Origin of the sequence: Ditibartonella choladocola (assembly GCF_002007565.1) — a bacterium.
GTDB classification, from domain to species: Bacteria; Pseudomonadota; Alphaproteobacteria; order Rhizobiales; family Rhizobiaceae; genus Bartonella; species Bartonella choladocola.
Window position 1 is genome coordinate 646219 of record NZ_CP015625.1, and the last position, 21964, is coordinate 668182.

Sequence of the window (21964 nt, forward strand, 5' to 3'; positions counted from 1 at the left end):
ATGGCCGGATATATTCTTCTTTTTGGCAAATAATGGCGATTAATGACAATATGAATCAATAGTTTGCGTATTATCCTCTCAAGCCCGGATATGCTGTTATTCTGCGATACTATGATTTCAGGCTGTTATCGGATTAAGTGGAACAGCAGCCTGAAAAATTTATTGGATTATGCGATTTTTATAGAAGTGTGCCACTCAGGATGAGTGCTGCAACGGAAAAATAGATCACAATACCCGTTACATCGACCAGTGTTGCCACAAAAGGCGCGGAAGCACTTGCCGGGTCAAATCCGAGACGGTTCAAGAGAAACGGAAGCATAGAACCGGTCAAACAACCGAACATAACAATGCCGATAAGGGCAGCACCTACAGTTATTGCAACCAGTACCCAATGCTCGCCATAATCATATATGCCGGTTTTCTGCCACACTATAATGCGTATGACACCAATCAATCCGAGCATTGCGCCCAAAGACACGCCTGCGGGTATTTCTCTTAAAGCGACTTTCCACCAATCTTTGAGGTCAAGCTCTCTTAATGCGAGTGCACGAATGATAAGCGATGTTGCCTGTGAACCGGAATTACCGCCGGAACTCATGATAAGCGGAATAAAAAGAGTAAGAACAATGGCTTTTTCAAGTTCGACTTCAAAATGCTGCATGGCGCTCGCGGTCAACATTTCACCCAGAAACAGAACGGCAAGCCAGCCGCCGCGTTTTTTCATCATATCGAAAAAACCGATATCCATATAGGGTTTGTCGAGCGCTTCCATACCACCGAATTTGTAAGCATCTTCACTCATTTCTTCAGTCATGGCATCGAGCACGTCATCAACTGTCACAATGCCGATGACGTGGTCTGTTTCGTCAACAACCGGAACCGAGAGCAAATCGTGACGCCGGAACAGGCGTGCAACTTCTTCCTGATCGGTCAAAGGACCGATTTTGATCGGTTCGCCATTGGTGGCAGCATTAAGAATAGTATCATCAGGATTTGCCAGAATAAGATTTCTGAGCGAAACCGCTTTGATAAGAACACTGGTTTCCGGATCAATGACATAACTTGCGTAAACCGTCTCGCGCGTACGTTCGACATCACGGATATGGTCAAGTGTTTGACGAACCGTCCAGGTGGAGGGAACCGCAATAAATTCTGTTGTCATTAACGCGCCGGCGCTGCCATCAGGATAACTCGACAGCTTTTTCATCTCGGCACGGGTGAGCGGCTTCAGGAGCGGGTAAAGTTTGGCGCGGGTTGCCTCTTCCATTTCCTGAAATACGTCCGCAGCCTGGTCGGCAGACATTCCGTCAAGAATTGTGACAGAACGTTCTGTGGGGAGCATTTCGAGAATCTGTCCGGGTTCGTCAAGCTCCGGTTTGTCAAACAGTTCTATCGCATATTCGATCGGCAAAAATTTGAACACATTGACACGTTCGACAATGTCGAGATCATTGATGACATCGACAGCGTCGGCAAAATGCAGACGGCTCAAGCGCTCGGCAAGCGCCTCAGCAGACAGCGTTTTGACATCGAATGCTGAAGTCTGGTTTTCAGTCATGATGGAGCTCCTTCAGAACAGTTCATTACGGACATTCAACCTGTCGGGTAATCTATAGGGCAGGTTTGACATCCCGACAGATCATATGTGGGGGGAGCATTTCCCTACGCAGATGTTTCAATTGTTATGTTTTAAACGAAAGTCAAGCACTGTTTGTCTATCAGTCACTTTTATTCTTTAAACAGCAAAAAACAGTGGAAACTTCGGGCGATATTTCGCCGCCTTTTGCTTCGTTTTGTCACAATTATAATCATTTGTTTTCGTTAAAGAACAAAAAATCGGACGGGCGTGAAAAACCGAAAATTTATAATTCGAATTTATTTGTTACTTTTATAGAGCAATAAAAAACCGGATAATTGACGAAGCAGAAAAATTGAAAAAAATGATTGCTTTATCTCGTTCTGATAATAATCTTTCGTCATGGTATTGGATGGCAAATGCGCTATGTCAAATCATAAGAGCGAGCTGTCGCGGGCATGTGGCAGAACTGCTATGAGGTATTGAAAACACGGCGTATTGAACGAGATCGAGACAATAGTGAAACAGTTGACCGATTTTTCTGAAACAGACGGAAAGCGCAATTTATTGCTAAAGGCGATTATCGGCGCGGTATCGTTCTGTTTTTTTTGCATCTGTTCAATTGTTTTGGTCTGTTTCCCGACAATGGCTTCCGAACTCAAAATTGCATTGCCGGATGACCCTGATAGTCTTGATCCGGTTTTATCGGGCACTTTTTCCGGACGTGTTGTCTACATGTCCATGTGCGACAAGCTTATCGACATTTCCCGCGAGGCCGATTTTATTCCCGAACTTGCAGAGGATTGGAATTTTTCCGACGATGGCAAGATTTTGAAATTGGACTTGCGAAAGGATGTCGTCTTTCATGATGGAACGCCATTCAACGCCGATGCCGCCGTCTATTCCTTGAAACGGGCTATGAGTTTTTCCCGATCTGTGCGGGATAACGAACTTGCTTCCGTTGCAAAAATCGAGGCAACAGGACCGTTTGAACTGACAATCAAATTGAAATATCCGGATGCTACGCTTTTATCGCATCTGGCCGACCGCGCCGGTGTCATGGTTTCACCCAAAGCTGCCCGTGAAATGGGAAGCGACTTTGGTCTTAAACCTGTTTGTGCAGGGCCTTTCCGCTTTGTCGAACATGTTCCCCGTGACAGAATTGTTCTGGAAAAATTCGATCGTTACTGGAATAGCAGGGAAATCAAACTTGACCGGTTGACCTTTCTAACAATTGAAGATCCTGCGGTTCGTTTTGCCAATTTGCGTGCGGGAATTGTCGATATGGTTGACAGGTTGTCGCCAAATGATTTTGACAAAGCAAAAAAAACATCGAGATTGCAAACCGATAGTGTTGCAAGCGAGGGCTATATTGCTCTCGTCATTAATATAGCAAATAGTAACAAGGCCGGAACACCTCTCGGTCAACAAAAATTGTTAAGGCAGGCCTTTTCGCTGGCTATTGATCGTGCATCTCTTAACGAACACGTCTATGGCGGGGCTATGGTTGTCGGCAATCAGCCCTGGGCGCCGGATACTGTCTGGTTCAATCCGGGTTTTCCTGTTTCCCCGCGTAATCTTGAAAAAGCGCGTCAATTGATCGAACAAGCAGGTTTTGCAAATCAGAAAATCGAAGTCCGGATTTCCCACAGCAATGACCCGACAGTTGTGCAAGCAATCGAGGCAATCCGGACAATGGTCAATGAAGCAGGCTTTCAGGTGAGCCTTCACCCGCAAGAAGACACAAAACTTGCGATTGACAATAGCGATGGTAATTTCGAGGTATCTGCACAAAAATGGAGCGGGCGTATTGATCCGGATGGAAACGTTTACTGGTTCGTTACATGCGGCGGCGGAGACAATATCGGTAAATATTGCAACCCCGAACTGGATAAGAAATTGTCGCTCGCCCGTCAAACACTCGATCCGGCAGAACGGGTCGATCTTTATCATTATGCAGCTTCTGTTCTTCAGGAAGATATGCCCGTCATTTATCTGGGACACCCTGACAATATCTATGCCTACACCAGAAAACTTCATGGCTTTCAGCCTTATCCCGACGGGCTGATACGGTTATCCAACGTTTATAAGGATTGAAGTGTTGGCAAATTGCGCAAACCGTTCCGGACAAGCCTTGTTTTACCGTTATTTTCCGGTTTTGCCGAAGACGTGAAAAAATCCCGAAAACGGGAATGTTTTGAAAGGGGCGTACCCCTAAATCACCACGTTTGCCTCGCGCGTCAAACGGAAGAGAATTTATCCAAAATAGCCAAGGGAGTTTCATATCCCGCTTATTTCATATCCCGCTTATTTCATATCACAGGCTTTTTATGCATGAATCATTTTATGCCAGAATTATTTTATAGTCGTCCGCTTCGGCTTTTGCGGAAGGAAAGGGCGGTTTTCATGACGGCACAACAATTTCTTTGTTTAAAAGCTTTCCTGATAAGCTGGTATTCCCGCTTTTAATGATTACATGAATAGCGTATTGCCCGATGCAAATGAATTGCAATAAATTATTGGAGAAAAAATATGTCAAAAACGGCTTTGCTGGAGTGGTCCGGTTTTGAAGGTCTGCCTGATTTTTCAAAAATCCATGATGAAGATTTCAAGCCTGCTTTTGAAGAAGCATTAAAAGATGCCGAAGCCGAAATTGAACAGATTGCCGCCTCGCCGGAACCTGCCACAATAGATGGATTTTTGCAGGCGTTTGAACTTGCCGGTCAGCCACTTGACCACGTATGTTCTGTTTTCTTTCTCCGTTCGGGTGCTTATAGCAATGAGCTGATCCAGCAATTGGAACAGGATTTTGTGCCCAAACTGTCGCGCTATTCCTCAAAATTGATGATGGATCCGCGGCTTTTTGCAAAAATTGACGCCCTCCATGAGGAAGCAAAAAAAGCAAAATTCGATGCTGAAACAACCCGTGTGATCGAACTCACATGGAAGGGTTTTGTGCGTAACGGTGCGCTTCTTGATGAAAAAGATAAAAAAAGACTGGCAGAGATAAACGAGAGATTGGCTCTGCTTGGCGCGCAATTCGGCCAGCATGTGTTGAATGATGAAGCCGAGTGGGTGCTTTATCTTGAAAAAAACGACCTCGCCGGACTTCCCGACGATCTTGTTGCAACCATGAAAGAGACGGCAAAGGAAAGGGGAAAACCGGATTCCTATGCACTGACACTTGCCCGTTCGATTGTCGAACCGTTTTTGACTTTTTCCGACCGGCGGGACTTGCGCCAGATTGCCTTTGAAGCATGGGCAAAACGTGGTGAAAACGGCAATAAAAATGACAATCGTGAAGTCATCAAAGAAATTATCGCGTTGCGTGATGAAAAGGCAAAGCTTCTTGGTTTCAAATCTTTTGCTGCATTCAAACTTGATAACACAATGGCCAAAACGCCCGATAACGTCATGAATCTTTTAATGCCAGTCTGGAAGCGGGCAGTCGCCAAGGCTGAAAAAGAAGCCGACGCGTTGCAAAAACTGGCAGCACAAACGGGAAGCAATGACGAATTGGCAGCATGGGATTGGCGCTATTATGCCGAAAAGCTTCGCAGCAAATTATTCTCCTTCGACGAAGCTTCGGTCAAAGTCTATTTTGAACTCGATAAAATGATCGAGGCAGCCTTTGCCACCGCAAAGAAGCTATTCGATGTCTCTTTTGAAGAAAAGCATGGAGTACCCTTGTGGCATGAAGATGCGCGGCTTTTCGAGGTAAAAAATCCGGATGGCAGCTTACGCGGACTTTTTATTGGTGATTATTTTGCCCGCCCCAGCAAACGTTCGGGCGCCTGGATGAGCGAATTACAAACCGAACACCATTTGGGAAAAGGGCGCAAACCGATCATTTATAATATTTGTAATTTTGCCAAACCGCCCAAGGGAAAACCGGCACTTTTGTCACTGGATGATGCGCGAACCCTGTTCCATGAATTCGGACATGCACTCCACGGCTTGCTATCGGAAGTAAAATGGCCATCTGTTTCGGGAACATCTGTGGCAAGAGATTTTGTCGAACTTCCTTCGCAATTGTTCGAGCATTGGGTCACTGTTCCGGAAACTTTGAAAACTTATGCAAGGAACGTCAAAACCGGTGAACCCATGCCGCAGGAATTGCTCGACAAGGTTCTGGCTGCACGCACGTTCAATGGTGGTTTCGATGCCGTTGAATTTACGGCCTCGGCACTTGTCGACATGGCTTTTCATGAAGGTGGCAAAGTTGATGACCCGACCGAATTTGAAAAGAAAGAATTGAAAAAATTGGGTATGCCGAAGGCAATCATTATGCGTCACCGTCCGCCGCATTTTACCCATGTTTTTACCGGTGACGGTTATTCGGCGGGATATTATTCCTATATGTGGGCGGAAGTCCTCGATTCAGATGCGTTCGAGGCATTTGAAGAAACCGGCAATGCTTTTGATCCGGCCACGGCTGAAAAACTGAAAAAATATATTTATTCGGCTGGCGGCAGCCGCGATCCCGAAGAGCTATACAAGGCTTTCAGAGGACGGCTTCCTTCGCCTGATGCATTGATGAGAAAACGCGGCATATGAAGCGATAGGCGTCCAACGCTATTTTCTTCACCCAAGTGGAAGGAAAACTCTTTCCACTTGCGGTTTTGGATTTCTCCAGATACCGGTTTTCGCTTTAATGCATGACGATAGATCGGGTTTTCGGGAATTTGTCTGTGGTGAAGCGAAAAATATGGTGCTGTCATTGAGCCGGATAGTCTTCAGGCGATCAAGGAAATATAATAAAGCCTTCTATCTTGGTTTTGACAGCTCCTTCATGCAGTAGTAAGAACTATTGGAAAAACTCTAAAATTCGGATTTTGAAAAATGGAAAAGTTCACAACACTGACGGGTGTTGCAGCGCCAATGCCGGTTGTTAATATCGATACCGATATGATTATTCCGAAAAATTATTTGAAAACGATCAAGCGTACCGGTCTTGGTAAAGGGCTGTTTGCGGATATGCGCTATCTTGATGACGGGTCGGAAAATCCTGATTTCGTTTTGAATAAACCGGCTTACCGTCATGCCAAAATCATTGTCGCCGGAGATAATTTCGGTTGTGGTTCTTCGCGTGAACATGCGCCCTGGGCATTGGCCGATTTCGGCATACGTTGTGTTATTTCAACTTCATTTGCCGATATTTTTTATAACAATTGCTTCAAAAACGGTATTCTGCCAATTATTGTCAGTCCCGAAGATTTACAAAAACTGATGGAAGATGCAGAACGTGGTGCCAATGCAACCATGACCATCGACCTTGAAAAAAAGGAAATCCATGGGCCCGATGGTGGTACATTGAAATTCGATCTTGATGAATTTCGTCGCCATTGTCTGTTAAACGGGCTCGATGACATTGGTCTTACCATGCGCAAAGTCTCGGAAATAGATTCGTTTGAAAAAAAGAATGCAAAGGAACATCCTTGGGCTTGAATAAAGCGGATTTTGCTGAATAACATCAATTTGAAATTTGAATTGGCCGCTAACTTGCGTGTTTTATGTACCGCGTTTTAAAATAGCAGCAACGGAGCATGTAATTTATATGGCTAGACCAGACCGTAGTCATAATTGGGCTTCCCGCCTGTCTCCAAGTCTCAACGAACTCGACTCGATTGCTCGCAATTCTTTTGCGAATTTGCCGTCGAAGTTTCGGGTTCTTTGCGATGATCTTATTATATCGGTGACAGATTTTCCCGATGATCAAATGATGGATGACATGGGACTTGAATCCCCTTCGAGCTTTTGGGATTGTTTGAAGGGCAGGGAATTAGTGAACGTTTTTCGCTCAATACAGGTAACGAGACGAACCGGATGACATTGTTTCGGCGGCCTATTCTTGATTATTGGTCGGAAAATGATGAAGCGTTGGGTGACATTGTTACCCACGTCCTCATTCAGGAAATCGGCCGCAACTTCGGCCTATCCGATGATACGCTTGACGAGATAGAAGAGGCGGTCGAATAAGCGGAAGCAATCTTGTTGCGGTTGCTATCATCCGGTTTTCGGCTTGTTTAAAACTCTTCACTCCGACTTCACCCTGTTCGATGTCGGGTTTTAGAAAAGCCTGTTAACCTTTGATTTTCCGAACACAAAAATCGGGTTTACGCCCCCCAAAAAAAACGCAATTTTACTGGACTGAAGAAAAGTTGTCGGCGCGTCCGGCCTCTTTGCCATTTTTGGGCTTCCAATGGTCTTCGGCTTTGTCGGGTTTCGGTGTTTCTGTGTCTCCTAACAAACCATTGTTCTGGCCCGCCATATCATAAAAGCCGATGGGTGCAACGCGGTCGACATCACGGGGTAATATGGAAATAACAGGCCCGTTCGGATCAACCTTGACTTTGTCACCTTCATTGTCTCCGTTGAGACTAATGAGATTTTCCAATGGTTTTTCGAGATAGAAGGCAAGCTTCTTCTTGCCTGCACTGGTAAAATTAATTCCATCATTGGCGCGAAGGCGTACCGTTTTCCCGTTAACGTCATAGCCGGAAAGTGCAAACTTTCCCTGTTCGTCTATAAAACCTTCCCAAACGTCAACGAAATGGCCACCGGCCGCTTCCATCTGTTGTTTGTAAAGTCTGTTGAGTGAAGAAATGGTCTGACTGAGCTGCGGGTCTTTGAACGACGGGTTCCCCAACCAAAAAAATGGCTTCCCTGTCCCTTTCAGCGCGCCCGAAAGTGAAACTATTCTCTGACGGTAATTATCGCTCCATTCCTTATCCTCGACATTAATGGTTTTTTCGCCCGTTTTGATAGGCTGATTATCATTGGCTCCAAGTGCCATGACAATAATGTCGGGTTTTTCCTTCGTTACCAGTTTTCCGATATTGTCCAGCCAATTATAATGGCTTTCATTGACAAGTCCCGAAGACAGGTTTGTCGAAGCAAGAATAACAACTTTCGGATTTTCCGCATAAAACTGGTTCAATCCGTCTGCCACGGCATTGCCGACAAAGTCTCCCAGCACAAGAATGCGTTTTGCATCCGGTGCTTTCTGATTTGTTTTCTGCGGGACAGGTGCTTTGATAATGCGTTTTTTCTTCACCGGCGGCGGTGGCGGCGGATAATCGGGCTGCGTCTGTTGCTTGCGGCCGAAAATGATATCGAAAAGATTGCGTGCATCTGCGTTTGAAGGTGCGAATGCCAGAATGCTTACAGGCAAAATCAGTATGGCGATCCTCAAGATATTTTTCATCGAAAAATTTCCGGATTAGCGGCTACGCAAAATGGTCAACAGTTCCCGACTTGGATTTCCATCCGTTGGCAAGCCGTTACGGCTTTGGAACGCCTGAATGGCTTTTTTGGTTATTTCACCGTTTTTGCCATCAATATTGCCGTGATAATAACCCAATTTCGTTAATCGGGTTTGCAATTCCTGACGTTCCTGAATGGTAAGCGGGGTAAATGGACGGTTCCAATCTTTTACCAATCCGGGACGCCCTGCGATCCTGTCGGACAGCAATCCAACCGCCAATGCGTAACGATCGGCACTGTTATACCGTTTGATAACAAAGAAATTTTTTGTCACCAGAAATACCGGCCCCTTGCGACCGTCCGGAAGTTTCAAAGTGGCTTTATCGGAAGGATAAGCAAACGGCTTTCCGTCGGCGCGCTTGACACCCATTTTTGCCCATTCGGCAAGAGTAAGCGAACCGGGCGGGAACTTACCATTTTCAGGCAGAATGACTTCATATCCCCAGCCGCGGCCTTCCTGCCAGCCATTTTTCTTCAAAAGGTTGGCGGCAGTGGCGAGAGCGTCGGGAACCGATGTCCATATATCGCGCTTGCCATCGCCATCCATATCGACAGCATAAATAAGGTAACTCGTGGGAATGAATTGCGTATGCCCCAAAGCACCGGCCCAGGAACCTTGCAAATGAGCCCTGTCAATATCGCCCGATTGTAAAATCTTCAGTGCCGCGATCAGTTGTGTTTGTGCATATTTTGCCCGCCGCTTGTCACCATAGCCGAGAGTGGCAAGCGAGCGTATCGCGTCGCGCATTGCCGTGTCACGATCCATGGCCTCGCCAAAATCGGATTCAATCGACCAGATAGCCAAAAGAATGTTGGGATCGACACCGAAACGCTTTTCAATTGCATTGAGCCATTTTGCCCATTTTTTCCCATGCGCACGACCGAGTGCAATGGCATTGTCCTGCACACGATTGTCAAAATAATTCCACGTCGGATCCGTAAATTCGGGTTGATAGGCAGCTTTCTTCAACACCTCCGGATCAGGAGAATCAACCCCCTTGAAAGCCAGATTGAAAGTTGCCGATGTAATGCCGGCATTCAATGCAGTCTTTTTGAAATCGGCAATCCAGCGGCGGAACGCAATGTCCGAACCGAGCGCCATTGCAGGTACAGAACAGGTGAGGCCAACGAAACACATTCCGCCGAAAATTGCCAATCGTCTGGTTATCCGGTTTCCGGATTTCTCTTCGATATTATTGCTGTTCATTTTCATATGTGCTCCGCGCGTTAGAAATGTCAGCCTTTTGCAAAAATGCACCCTTCACAATAGTAATCCGTTTTTTATTTTTATGAACGGTTTATCGTAGGCTTCATGAGGAAAATAAATCGGGAAAATGACATTTTCATAGTGGCATTGATAATTTATTTAGCCTTTGGCTATTATAATGTCATCACTTAAGATTGCATCTTGCGAAAAAAGATGATGGCTGTGAACATGCTTTTTCCATCATCCACGTTATAGAATGCAACCGAGTCAATTTGTAAAGTCGATTATATCGGGAGAGCAGTTTGAAAAAAATCCGTAAAGCAGTCTTCCCCGTGGCGGGACTTGGAACACGTTTCTTACCGGCAACCAAAACAGTTCCTAAGGAAATGCTCACCGTCGTCGATAAGCCTGTTATTCAATATGTGGTTGACGAAGCACGTGAAGCCGGCATCGAACACCTGATTTTTGTGACCGGTCGCAACAAAGCGGTTATCGAAGATTATTTCGATGCACAGGTCGAACTTTATACGACGCTTGCCGAACGTGGAAAAAAGGAAGAGTTGGCCCACCTTAAAGATTTACAACCGCAACCCGGCACAACGTCTTTTACCCGTCAACAACAGCCTTTGGGATTGGGGCACGCAGTTTGGTGTGCTCGCGAACTTGTTGGAAACGAACCTTTTGCTCTTCTCTTGCCTGATATGGTCATGCAAGCCGAAAAAGGGTGCCTTTCGGAAATGGTTCGCCTTTATGAAGCAACCGGCGGCAATATTGTTGCTGTTCAGGAATGTGATCCGGAAGAGGCACATAAATATGGTATTGTTGGTAAAGGTAAAGCGGTCGCCCACGGGTTTGAAATAACCCAGATGGTGGAAAAACCGGCAAAGGGCACAGCTCCTTCCAACCTCTATATTAACGGGCGATATATTTTGCAGCCGGAAATTTTCGATATTCTGTCACGGCAGGAAAAAGGAGCCGGCAACGAAATCCAGTTGACTGATGGTATGTGCTCACTTGCACAAGACCAGAATTTTTACGGGTATCGCTTTGAAGGGGCAACATTTGATTGCGGCTCCAAGACAGGATTTATCGAGGCGAACGTTGCTTTTGCGCTTTCGCGCTCTGATATGCGTGAAAAGGTTTTGGCACCTTTGACAGCATTGCTGAACACTACAAAAAAATAAAACTATAGTAGACGTCTGACCCGATTTGCTTTATCAAATCGGGTCATGATGACCGATAAAGACCTTCAATTTTCCGCTTCTGACGCAGTTCAATCTGCCAATCACACAATTTCTGTTGAAATGGCCGGACTTGCGGCTATTAAAAAGGCACTCGACGATGGTCTTTCCAAACCTTTCGCCGAAGCTGTTAAAAAAATTCTCCAGTCCAGAGGACGCGTTATTGTAACGGGTCTTGGAAAAAGCGGGCATATCGGTACAAAAATTGCCGCAACTCTCGCTTCCACCGGAACACCGGCATTTTTTGTCCATGCTGCGGAAGCTAACCACGGTGATCTGGGAATGATCGAAGTGGGGGATGTCATCCTTGCAATATCGTGGTCGGGTGAAACGGTCGAACTCGGCGGAATTTTGAATCATGCCGCGCGTTTTCGTATTCCTCTCATTGCTTTGACATCAGGTGCACATTCGGCTTTGGGGCAGGCTGCCGATATATTGTTGCTCTTGCCTAAAGTAGAAGAAGCTTGTCCGCATGGACTTGCTCCCACAACATCGACCACAATGCAGCTTGCAATGGGTGACGCACTGGCGGTTGCACTTCTCGAAATGCGCGGATTTACTGCCAGTGACTTCAAGATTTTTCATCCCGGTGGATCACTTGGAGCAAATCTCAAATTCATTCGTGACATCATGCACCGTGGCGATCGTATCCCGATTGTCAAAAGTGGTACACCGATGAAAGATGCCATGCAGGTGCTTACAGAAAAACATTTTGGTTGTGTTGCTGTTGTCGATAATGAAGGCAACCTCGAAGGCATTGTTACCGATGGTGATCTTGCCCGTAATATCAATCGCGACCTTTCAAAACTCACGGTCAATGATGTGATGACAAAAGACCCCAAAACGGTAACGCCGGATATGATGGTCGGCGCGGCAACAGCCTTGATTAACGATCATAAAATTGGTGCTCTTCTGGTGGTGGAAAATAAAAAACCGGTTGGCCTTGTCCATTTCCATGATCTTCTAAGAATTGGCGCAATTTGACCGCCTCCGGTTACTTTTCATTATATTTAGCCGGTTAATTAAACGGATTTTATTATTGAATGGAATGCGGGTTTAATATTTCGCTATAATTATTCTAAATAAAATAAACCGTGTTTTGATTTTTGTTTCTTTTTAATAGCTATTTTCAGGAAAAATATTTCTCAAAATTGCATAATCTACGGATTTAGACTATTCTGTAATGCCTGTGTCAGAGTTTGACATAGGCATAATAAGTTAGAAATACGTGGAGGATTTTATGACACCTGAATTTAACTTTATTGACGGCAAGCTCGTCGATTGCAAAGGATGCAAGACGATCGCTGTTACCAATCCTTCAACTGACGAAGTGATCGGAGAAATCTACGACACTCCGAAGGCAGAAGTTGACAGGGCTGTTGCCGCAGCCAAAAAAGCACAGCCGGCATGGGAGAAATTACCGGCGATAGAACGCGCAAAATTTTTAAAGCAGATTGCCCAGAAGGTGCGCGAACATGCGGACGAGGTCGCAAACATTCTGGTCAGGGAACAAGGCAAAACTCAGGCACTTGCAAAGGTGGAAGCAAATTTTACGGCCGACTATATGGATTATATGGCCGGATGGGCACGTCGCATTGAAGGGGAAATTATACCTTCCGATCGCCCCGGAGAAACAATTTTGTTGATGCGGCAGGCGATTGGTGTTGTGGGCGGTATTTTGCCGTGGAATTTTCCTTTCTTTCTGATTGCCCGTAAAATGGCACCGGCACTTCTTGTCGGCAATACGATTGTCATCAAGCCAAGTGTCGAAACGCCGCTCAACGCTTCAATTTTCGCCAAGATCGTTGCCAATACAGATTTGCCAAAGGGCGTATTCAATATGGTTTTCGGGCGTGGTTCAACCACCGGCCAGAATATTTGCGAAAATCCGGATGTCGGGCTTGTAAGCTTTACCGGTTCTGTCGATACCGGCGTTCGTATTATGTCTGCTGCTGCAAAGAACATTACCAAAGTCAATCTGGAACTCGGCGGTAAAGCACCGGCAATTGTTGCCAAGGATGCCGATCTTGATCTGGCTGTGCGGGCAATTCTTGCTTCGCGCGTTATCAATACCGGTCAAGTCTGCAATTGTGCAGAACGTGTCTATGTCGACAAATCCATCGAGGCAGACTTTCTTGAAAGAATGAGCAAAGCCATGAAGGCCGTCCGCTATGGCGATCCGGAAAAAATGGCCGATGCCGATATGGGGCCGTTGATTAACAAGTCGGCTTTGTCTTCGGTTTCCGGCTTTGTCGAAAGGGCACTTAAAGAAGGTGCTGAATGCCTTGTTGGCGGTCAGCCTGCCGATATGAAACATGGTAATTTCTATGAGCCGACATTGCTTGCCCATTGCAAACAGAAAATGGAAATTGTGCAGAATGAAGTGTTCGGACCGGTTCTCCCCGTCGTATCATTTGATACAATTGATGAAGCGATAGAAATGGCCAATGACACGATCTATGGTTTGACATCATCCATTTATACCAAAGATCTTTCGACCGCCATGCGTGCATCAAATGAACTCCGTTTCGGAGAAACCTACATCAACCGCGAGAATTTCGAGGCTATGCAAGGTTTCCACGCCGGTGTTAAAAAATCGGGCATCGGTGGTGCCGACGGCAAGCATGGAATTCTCGAATATACGCATACCCATGTTGTCTATATCCAGAATTGATTTGCAATTCAGAGCATAATAGCATAGCTTTTCAGAGAGCGCCTGACGAGGGTGCTTTCTGAATTTTTTTAGAATAGATAAAATATATTATATAATATATTTTATATTGTTTATTATTCTTTAAATTTTGATTATATTTTAATAGTATAAATAAATAAACATTGCAAAAATACTATTTCACTTTCACTTTAATTCCAGTATAATCAACTTCGTTGAAACGCTCTAGGATAAAAGCTGAAAGGGAGTGCTTTATGGCCAAAATGAAAGCAGCAGTATTTGTAGAAAAAAACCGGATTGTGCTGGAAGATAAGCCCGTTCCCGATATCGGGCCGATGGATGCATTGATCCGCATTACTACAACCACAATCTGTGGAACTGATATTCATATTCTCAAAGGCGAATATCCGGTAGAAAAAGGTTTGACAATTGGTCATGAACCGGTCGGAATTATCGAAAAACTCGGTTCCGAAGTCAAAGGTTTCCGTGAGGGGCAACGTGTGATTGCCGGTGCGATTACACCAAGCGGTATCTCCAATGCATGTATGTGTGGTTGTGGTTCGCAAGATGGCCCGCATACGAAACATGGTTTCGAGGCTATGGGCGGCTGGAAATTCGGCAATACGATTGACGGTGCCCAAGCCGAATTTTTGCGTGTCAATGACGCTGCGGCAAATCTATGTGCCATTCCTGACAATCTTACCGATGAACAGGTGTTGATGTGCCCTGATATTATGTCGACCGGTTTTTCCGGTGCCGAACGTGGCGGAGTAAAAATTGGTGATATTGTTGTTGTCTGGGCATTGGGGCCGATCGGCTTGTGTGCTGTTGCCGGTGCAAAATTATGCGGTGCAACAACGATTATCGGTGTTGATACAGTGCCGGCTCGTATGGAAATGGCCAAAAAACTGGGTGCAACCCATGTTGTCGATTTCAAAGCCTGCAATGCTGTTGAAGAAATCATGCGCTTGACAGACGGGCGTGGCGTTGACGTTGCTATCGAGGCTTTGGGTACGCAGCCGACTTTCGAGTCTTGCCTGAATGTTCTTCGCCCCGGCGGTACATTGTCCAGTCTCGGAGTTTATTCCAATGATCTAAAAATACCGCTGGCAGGTTATCGCGCAGGTCTCGGAGATATTGATATTGTGAGTGGTCTTTGCCCCGGTGGTAAAGAACGTATGCGCCGTTTGATGAATGTTGTTGAAAATGGCAGCGTTGATTTACGTTCGCTCGTTACACATACTTATAAACTGGATGATATAGAAAAGGCTTATGATCTGTTTGCGCACCAACGCGACGGGGTCATGAAGATCGCTATCAAAACCGGCGCCTGAACAAGTTCAGGATAAGTTATAAAAAAGCGGGCTGAAAAGCCCGCTTTTTCAATGCATGGAAATTATTTGCTTTCTTTTTTACGTTTTATGGCAGCCCGTACGCCTGCGGCATAATCCGGATGGACTTTTTCAAAGTGTCCAAGCTGACGTTCGATAATAAAATCGGGAACGCCTTCCATTGCATCGGCAATGTTGGAGAACAACCGGTTTTTCTGGTCTTGATCGAACAGATTGAAAAGTGCTGTTACCTGACTGTAATCGTCATTGCCAGCCCGATGATCGTAACGATAAGCGTCGCCGGAAATTTTTAACGGCGGTTCCTGTGCCGATTTGTCTTCTACAGGGCCATTGAACGAATTCGGTTCATAATAGGCGTCAACATTATTGGTCGAATGTCCGCCATATGTATTCATTTGCCCGTCACGATGGTAATTATGAACAGGGCAAAGGGGTTTGTTGACCGGAATTTGTTCATAATGCGTGCCCAAACGATAACGGTGCGCATCGGCATAAGAGAAGATACGTGCCTGCAACATTTTATCGGGCGAATAACCGATACCCGGAACGATATTGGAAGGCGAGAAAGCAGCCTCTTCGATTTCTGCAAAATAATCGTCCGGATTGCGGTTTAATTCCATAATACCGATATCCATTGGCGGATAATCTTTATGAGGCCAAACTTTTGTCAGATCGAACGGGTTATAAGGTGTCTTGTCAGCGTCTGCTTCGGGCATAATCTGAACCTGAACTTTCCAACGCGGAAAATTGCCACTTTCGATCGCATTGTAAAGTGCTTCCTGTGAACTTTCGCGCGTCGTTCCTACAAGTTCTTTAGCTTCTGCATTGGTGTAGAATTTATGTCCCTGCATTGTTTTGAAATGGAATTTAACCCAGAAACGTTCACCTTTTTCATTCCACAGTGAATAAGTGTGGGAGCCATAACCATTCATATGCATTGTATCGATCGGTAATCCGCGATCCGACATCAGAATTGTTACCTGATGCAGACTTTCAGGCGAAAGCGACCAGAAATCCCATTGAGCGGTGTTCGAGCGCAAATTGGTTCGCGGATGGCGCTTTTGCGTATGGATGAAATCAGGAAACTTATATGCATCACGAACAAAAAAGACCGGCGTATTGTTGCCAACCAGATCCCAGTTGCCCTCGGACGTGTAGAACTTCAATGCAAAACCGCGAACATCGCGTTCGGCATCGGCAGCTCCTCTTTCACCGGCAACAGTGGAAAAACGACCAAGCATCGGCGTTTCGGTTCCCGGTTTGAACACTGCAGCTTTCGTATAACGGGTAATATCACCGGTAATCTTCAGCACACCATGAGCGCCGACACCTTTGGCATGAACTGTCCGTTCCGGTATGCGTTCACGATTTTGATGCGCCAATTTTTCCAATAATTGATAATCTTGTATCAACACAGGACCACGTGGACCTGCAGTAATGGAGTTCTGATTATCAGGTACGGCAGCTCCCGCCGTTGTTGTCAATGTAATCCGCTCGCTCATGAGAGCCTCCAAATCTATTGTTTTCAAAACGTCACACCTAAAGAAGATAGAGCAAGTTTAAATTAATTCTAATTTTAAATTATTTAATTTCTCATTAGATAAGGTTATGGTGTGAGGATAAAATCCGGTTAAAGGCTTTCAACAAGCTCGGCACACCCGGAGGGTTCAATACCATATCGGCATGTGTCGCATATATTCCGATTGCAACGGTTGTAAGCGGGCTTGAGATTTTCACTTTAAGAACGAAGCAGTTTGCCGTCATATGGGTGGTTGTCCTTTTTATTCCCGCATTGTCAAAGCCGATTGAACGAACACTGGAATATGTCAGGATTTGATAACCAATCGCTCTATTTTAAAAATTGTTTCTGTTGGAAAATATTTTCTGTTTTTCGGGTGATCCCGTTTTAAAAAATATATTGAAGCGTTTAAATGTGAAATTAGAACTATTATAGATATATTCGAGTAAAGAATTATGTTTAGATTTGTTTTAAAAAAGTTTTAAAACAATTTATATAAAAATTTTCAAAGATATTGAATGTAATTATTGTATAATGTATTGTTTTTATAGAAAATAACAAACCAAATTAATAGTTTATTTTTGAATCGCTAATGATAACGGCAAGACAGGGAATTACATGGAAGAACCAATACTTGCGCTCGTTGATTCCTCTTTATATTGGAAATCGGTTTGTGACCTCGCCATTTGGGCTTCAAAAGAGTTGAACGCACCAATCAGACTATTGAATGTTCTTGATAAAATGTCCGAGGATGCTGCTATTCCGGCAGATATTGCAAAAGATATTGATAATCGCTTCTATACGGATTTTCTGGGCGGGATCCATGATGATAATGCTTCTTATGCACGCCTGATGCAGGAATTGGGGCAGACAGTATTGGATAACGCGAAAGCCTATATCGAGAAGCATACAAAAAATGCAGTTGATACCAAGTTGCGTTATGACAGTCTGGACGAGGCTATAAGATTTTATGGTAAAAAGTCGTCATTGATTGTTATAGGCAAGCAGGGGCAAAAGACTGTCAATAAAACCCAACAATCGGAAGTTGGCGGTAATTTCGAGACTATTATACGCGCTTCGCCAAAACCGGTATTGGCTGCGACTATCAATGCAGGTCCGATTGATAAGGCACTTCTTATTTATGATGACGACTTTGAACTTGATCTGGCAATTCGCTATATACGGCAATATCCGCTTTTTACCAATAAAACCATATATATAGCGTTTTCAAAATATGCATTTAAAACGGTATCCGAAGATGTCGACCAAATTATAAAACAGTTGGATGAAGAGGGAGTTCAGGCTTCCGCCTTGCTTCTGGAGGATGATCGCGACGGAGAAGGCATTAACAGGATTGTTGATGAAAATGAAGTCGATATGATTATTCTGAGTGCCTTCAACAAAGCAAAAATTAAAAAACTTATATTCGGTTCGTTTCATAAGACATTGATACAGAAAATAAAAGTTCCGGCACTTATTATAGGAAATCCAACGGATTAAAGGAAAGCCTATCGCAAGAGAGAACTTTGTTTGCCTTGTTTCGGAAAAACCAAGGCAAAAAAACACATGTTCTGATTTGTATGATGGTTTCTTTGTATCAAAAAAATATCAAGGAAAGGAGGCCGAAACATAGGGGGAATGTCCCGACCTCCTTACGGTCACCTGTTTTTTAACGATGACCTAACATTGAAGCGTTGACTGAAGAATATCTGTTACAGCCACAGATTGAGCGCTCGCCACATTCCAACCCGGAATTTTCCAAGTCGAAAAATAAATAGCAAGCTCTCAATCTCTGTAATAGGTAGAAAACCCTCCGGCAAGGTACTACCCCGTTCTTCTTCAGAACGGCTTGATAATATTCAATTAGGAAATAAAATCCAATTGATTTTTGTTTTAAATTATATAAGAAAAACTTATTATGTTCACTGTAAGACAGCTTCGCTATTTTCAAATTCTCGCCAATACCGGTCATTTCGGGGAGGCATCCGAAAAGTTGGGTATATCGCAGCCGGCGCTTTCCGTGCAAATTGCCGAAATGGAAAAGATAGCCGGTGCAGCGCTATTCGAGAGAACTTCCAAACGGATTATATTGACGCCGTTAGGGTGTAATTTTCTGCCGATAATCAATGATATTCTGGCTCGCCTATCTGTCCTGAGCGATATTGTTGCAGCCCATGAATCACCTTTGAGCTATCCCGTTAAACTGGGTATTATACCAACAGTTGCACCTTATATATTGCCGTCGGTGTTGCCGAAGGTGCGCCATTTATATCCATCTCTTTCGCTCCAGATACAAGAGGCGAAAACCGATCGCCTTGTCGAATTGTTACGCAACGGCGAGATTGATGCAGTTTTGGCTGCCACTCCGCTGGAGGATGGCGAATTTGTTTCGGAATTTCTATTTGACGATGAGTTTTATTATGCGTTGCCGCGTGACGACCCGCAGTCGATTTATAAAAACGTTCGTCAAGGGGATGTCGACACCGGTAAATTGTTGTTGTTGGAGGAAGGACATTGCCTGCGCGACCAAACGCTTGAAGCCTGCCAAACAAAAAAATATCGCCACGACATTACCGCGTCTTCGCTGACAACCTTGATGCAGCTTGTTGCGAACGGCATTGGAATAACAATCATTCCGCAAATTGCTGTTTCGACAGAAGCACGGCTTGATAATATCAGCATCGTCGCTTTTGAAGGAGAAACACCTAAGCGCCATATTTGTCTGTTCTGGAGAAGACGTTCCCGCCGCTCGAAAGATTTCAAACTTCTGGCCGATTTGGTGAAGTCACTCGCTCTTCCCATTCTCGAACAGGCAAGGAACTTCATTGTTTGATTCCCGACTTCACGGGAGGGAACTGTGATTGCCGGATCGATACATATTCCAACCAATCCGGACGCGACAGTTATTCAGTTGTTATTCTGTCGGAAGGCTTTCATCGCATTTTGCAAATCGTTTTGCGGCAGATAAGATTTCCGGTTTTTCCTTGTCTATTTTGCGCCGTGTTGCGAGGATGTGATGGAAAGTACTGAATGCAAAAGGTGAATTCTGTCAGCACAGGCCGAATAGAATTGGGTATAAGCCGGAACGATTCCAGCGCGGCGTTCTTGAAGCTGTCAACAGAATTTCAAATTTTTGCGCGGGAATGTGCTTTCCAGCCATTTGAAATATAGGCCGAAAACGTTTGAAGCTTTTCACTGCATAAGGAATGGAATTTCTTGTTCGGCACAAAAAAGCCCTTGCCGCCATTTCCGGTCGACAAGGGCTATCCGGTTTACAAGATTGCACTTTACAAAACTGCACTTGGATAATTCGGGCTTTCTCTCGTGATCGACACATTGTGTGTGTGACTTTCGTTGAGACCCGCATTGGTAATGCGAACAAATGTTGCCTTGTTACGGAATTCCTCAAGGTTTGGCGCACCGAGATAGCCCATCGAAGCCCGCAAGCCACCTGCAAGTTGGTGCAGAACAGAGGCTGCCGGCCCCTTATATGCAACCTGACCTTCAATGCCTTCGGGAACAAGCTTCAATTCGTCATGGACATCTGCCTGAAAATAGCGGTCGGCAGAACCTCTCGCCATTGCGCCAACCGATCCCATGCCACGATAGGCTTTGAACGAACGACCTTTATAGAGATAAACTTCACCGGGGCTTTCTTCCGTTCCGGCAAGCAGTGAACCGATCATGACAGCTCGTGCGCCAGCAGCCAGAGCTTTGGCAAGGTCGCCCGAATATTTGATACCGCCGTCGGCAATAATCGGAATACCGGCTTTATCGGCAACTTCGACAGCTCCCATAATTGCAGAAAGCTGCGGCACACCGACACCTGCAACGATGCGTGTCGTACAAATGGAGCCGGGGCCAATCCCGACTTTTACAGCATCTGCACCACAATCAATGAGTGCTTGTGTTGCTTCGGGTGTTGCTACATTTCCTGCCATAACGGCAGTCGAACCTGCAATCTTTTTGATTTCCTTGACTGCATCCAGCACACGTTGCGAATGGCCATGGGCAGTATCAATGACCAGAATATCAACACCGGCATCAATAAGCCGTTCGGCGCGTTCCATGCCATCCTTACCAACGGTGCTTGCCGCCCCCACACGCAAACGCCCGTGTGCGTCTTTTGCAGCATTCGGATTGAGACGGGACTTTTCTATATCTTTTACGGTTATCAACCCGACGCAACGCCCTTCATTATCGACAACCAGCAGCTTTTCGATGCGATTTTGATGAAGCAGTTTCTTTGCTTCGTCATGTTGGACATTTTCACGAACGGTGACAAGGTTCTCGCGTGTCATCAATTCGTAGATTTTCTGTTTGGGATCAGAAGCAAAACGGACATCGCGGTTCGTCAGAATACCGACAAGACGCCCCGGACCTTTTTCGCCGTTTTCGACAACAGGAATACCGGAAATTCCATGTGCAGCCATGAGTGCCTTGGCTTCTTCCAATGTTGCTTCCGGTCCGATTGTAACCGGATTGACAACCATGCCGGACTCGAACTTCTTGACTTGGCGGACTTCCTCCGCCTGTTCGGATGGTGTCATATTGCGATGGATGACACCCATTCCGCCCGATTGTGCCATGGCAATCGCCAATCTGGATTCGGTTACTGTATCCATTGCCGCCGACAAAAGCGGTATGTTCAAAACGATGTCGGTTGCAACAGTCGTTTTAAGATCGACCTGTCCCGGCATAACTTCAGAATGGGCAGGTTGTAAAAGCACATCGTCAAATGTCAGTGCTTCTCTACCTGTTGCTGTTTCGATGATTTTTGCCATGTCCAATATTCCTTTAAAAACGAATGAACCGCTGGAACAAAGTACCGCGGCATATTCGTATTGCTTCTTATGGATTGGCGCTGGTTTGTAACACGCCGGAATAAAATTGGAAAGAGTAATTGTATTATTTTTTTAACGTATATTTATAAATTTCGAGAATTATATCGGCATCACCGGTAATTGTGCCTCACAAAAATAGAGTTGTGATCTATCGGGATTTCCTTTCATTTTCAGCGCATCACTGGAATTAGCACGGAAATTGCGATTTCAGCAAAAATAACAAATGGGGAAAATTAACACATGAAGTTGCAAACTATATCATTCACGATTTTTTCCCGATAAAAGCTA

General features: G+C 45.1%; 14 protein-coding genes and 1 pseudogene. 10 read left to right on the forward strand and 5 right to left on the reverse strand.

Features of this window, described 5'->3' with window-relative positions:
* Positions 1-178 precede the first annotated feature (178 nt).
* Positions 179-1558, reverse strand: a complete 1380-nt coding sequence (mgtE, locus tag BBC0122_RS02960; RefSeq protein WP_077991162.1) for a magnesium transporter — start codon at positions 1556-1558, stop codon at positions 179-181.
* 663 nt (positions 1559-2221) lie between these two features.
* On the opposite strand from mgtE, the gene BBC0122_RS02965 reads away from it, so the two are divergent.
* The 4 genes and pseudogenes from BBC0122_RS02965 to BBC0122_RS02980 all read left to right on the forward strand — a co-directional run bounded on the left by BBC0122_RS02965 (position 2222) and on the right by BBC0122_RS02980 (position 7555).
* Positions 2222-3673: an ABC transporter substrate-binding protein gene (locus BBC0122_RS02965; protein WP_077994455.1), complete on the forward strand. Its 1452-nt coding sequence runs from the start codon at positions 2222-2224 to the stop codon at positions 3671-3673.
* 435 nt (positions 3674-4108) lie between these two features.
* Positions 4109-6133 carry a M3 family metallopeptidase gene (locus BBC0122_RS02970; RefSeq protein ID WP_077991164.1) on the forward strand — a complete coding sequence of 675 codons (2025 nt, stop codon included), beginning with the start codon at positions 4109-4111 and terminating at the stop codon, positions 6131-6133.
* Between the two features lie 285 nt (positions 6134-6418).
* Positions 6419-7024, forward strand: a complete 606-nt coding sequence (gene leuD / locus BBC0122_RS02975; protein ID WP_077991166.1) for a 3-isopropylmalate dehydratase small subunit — start codon at positions 6419-6421, stop codon at positions 7022-7024.
* Positions 7025-7133: 109 nt separating this feature from the next.
* Positions 7134-7555 (forward strand): annotated as a pseudogene (locus BBC0122_RS02980) (metallopeptidase family protein).
* A gap of 163 nt (positions 7556-7718) precedes the next feature.
* Here BBC0122_RS02980 and BBC0122_RS02985 read toward each other — a convergent pair.
* Positions 7719-8783, reverse strand: a complete 1065-nt coding sequence (locus BBC0122_RS02985) for an SGNH/GDSL hydrolase family protein (RefSeq protein WP_077991168.1) — start codon at positions 8781-8783, stop codon at positions 7719-7721.
* A 15-nt stretch (positions 8784-8798) separates the two neighbouring features.
* Entirely contained in the window at positions 8799-10049 is a 1251-nt protein-coding gene (locus tag BBC0122_RS02990) for a lytic murein transglycosylase (protein ID WP_149866719.1), read from the reverse strand.
* A 302-nt stretch (positions 10050-10351) separates the two neighbouring features.
* On the opposite strand from BBC0122_RS02990, the gene galU reads away from it, so the two are divergent.
* The 4 genes from galU to BBC0122_RS03010 all read left to right on the forward strand — a co-directional run bounded on the left by galU (position 10352) and on the right by BBC0122_RS03010 (position 15295).
* Positions 10352-11233: a UTP--glucose-1-phosphate uridylyltransferase GalU gene (galU, locus tag BBC0122_RS02995; RefSeq protein WP_077991171.1), complete on the forward strand. Its 882-nt coding sequence runs from the start codon at positions 10352-10354 to the stop codon at positions 11231-11233.
* A gap of 48 nt (positions 11234-11281) precedes the next feature.
* Complete coding sequence (locus tag BBC0122_RS03000; protein ID WP_077994456.1) at positions 11282-12274, forward strand: KpsF/GutQ family sugar-phosphate isomerase; 993 nt, start codon at positions 11282-11284, stop codon at positions 12272-12274.
* Positions 12275-12530: 256 nt separating this feature from the next.
* Positions 12531-13964, forward strand: coding sequence for an aldehyde dehydrogenase (aldA, locus tag BBC0122_RS03005; protein WP_077991172.1), 1434 nt, complete (start codon positions 12531-12533; stop codon positions 13962-13964).
* 251 nt (positions 13965-14215) lie between these two features.
* A complete protein-coding gene (locus BBC0122_RS03010) occupies positions 14216-15295 on the forward strand; it encodes an NAD(P)-dependent alcohol dehydrogenase (protein WP_077991173.1) in 1080 nt (359 codons plus the stop codon).
* Positions 15296-15357: 62 nt separating this feature from the next.
* Here the strand turns inward: BBC0122_RS03010 and BBC0122_RS03015 are convergent, their stop codons facing one another.
* Positions 15358-16815 carry a catalase gene (locus tag BBC0122_RS03015; RefSeq protein ID WP_077991174.1) on the reverse strand — a complete coding sequence of 486 codons (1458 nt, stop codon included), beginning with the start codon at positions 16813-16815 and terminating at the stop codon, positions 15358-15360.
* 635 nt (positions 16816-17450) lie between these two features.
* On the opposite strand from BBC0122_RS03015, the gene BBC0122_RS03020 reads away from it, so the two are divergent.
* Both BBC0122_RS03020 and BBC0122_RS03025 read left to right on the forward strand, forming a co-directional pair.
* Positions 17451-18332: a universal stress protein gene (locus BBC0122_RS03020; RefSeq protein WP_077991175.1), complete on the forward strand. Its 882-nt coding sequence runs from the start codon at positions 17451-17453 to the stop codon at positions 18330-18332.
* A 418-nt stretch (positions 18333-18750) separates the two neighbouring features.
* Positions 18751-19665: a hydrogen peroxide-inducible genes activator gene (locus BBC0122_RS03025; RefSeq protein ID WP_077991180.1), complete on the forward strand. Its 915-nt coding sequence runs from the start codon at positions 18751-18753 to the stop codon at positions 19663-19665.
* A 454-nt stretch (positions 19666-20119) separates the two neighbouring features.
* Here the strand turns inward: BBC0122_RS03025 and guaB are convergent, their stop codons facing one another.
* Positions 20120-21616, reverse strand: coding sequence for an IMP dehydrogenase (guaB, locus tag BBC0122_RS03030; protein WP_077991184.1), 1497 nt, complete (start codon positions 21614-21616; stop codon positions 20120-20122).
* Between the last annotated feature and the right edge of the window lie 348 nt (positions 21617-21964).

Coding starts and splice junctions, on each gene's coding strand:
- mgtE (WP_077991162.1), bottom strand. CDS start 1,558: ATGACTGAAAACCAGACTTCAGCATTCGATGTCAAAACGCTGTCTGCT.
- leuD (WP_077991166.1), top strand. CDS start 6,419: ATGGAAAAGTTCACAACACTGACGGGTGTTGCAGCGCCAATGCCGGTT.
- BBC0122_RS02990 (WP_149866719.1), bottom strand. CDS start 10,049: ATGAACAGCAATAATATCGAAGAGAAATCCGGAAACCGGATAACCAGA.
- BBC0122_RS02985 (WP_077991168.1), bottom strand. CDS start 8,783: ATGAAAAATATCTTGAGGATCGCCATACTGATTTTGCCTGTAAGCATT.
- BBC0122_RS03010 (WP_077991173.1), top strand. CDS start 14,216: ATGGCCAAAATGAAAGCAGCAGTATTTGTAGAAAAAAACCGGATTGTG.
- aldA (WP_077991172.1), top strand. CDS start 12,531: ATGACACCTGAATTTAACTTTATTGACGGCAAGCTCGTCGATTGCAAA.
- BBC0122_RS02970 (WP_077991164.1), top strand. CDS start 4,109: ATGTCAAAAACGGCTTTGCTGGAGTGGTCCGGTTTTGAAGGTCTGCCT.
- guaB (WP_077991184.1), bottom strand. CDS start 21,616: ATGGCAAAAATCATCGAAACAGCAACAGGTAGAGAAGCACTGACATTT.
- BBC0122_RS02965 (WP_077994455.1), top strand. CDS start 2,222: ATGGCTTCCGAACTCAAAATTGCATTGCCGGATGACCCTGATAGTCTT.
- BBC0122_RS03025 (WP_077991180.1), top strand. CDS start 18,751: ATGTTCACTGTAAGACAGCTTCGCTATTTTCAAATTCTCGCCAATACC.
- BBC0122_RS03015 (WP_077991174.1), bottom strand. CDS start 16,815: ATGAGCGAGCGGATTACATTGACAACAACGGCGGGAGCTGCCGTACCT.
- BBC0122_RS03000 (WP_077994456.1), top strand. CDS start 11,282: ATGACCGATAAAGACCTTCAATTTTCCGCTTCTGACGCAGTTCAATCT.
- BBC0122_RS03020 (WP_077991175.1), top strand. CDS start 17,451: ATGGAAGAACCAATACTTGCGCTCGTTGATTCCTCTTTATATTGGAAA.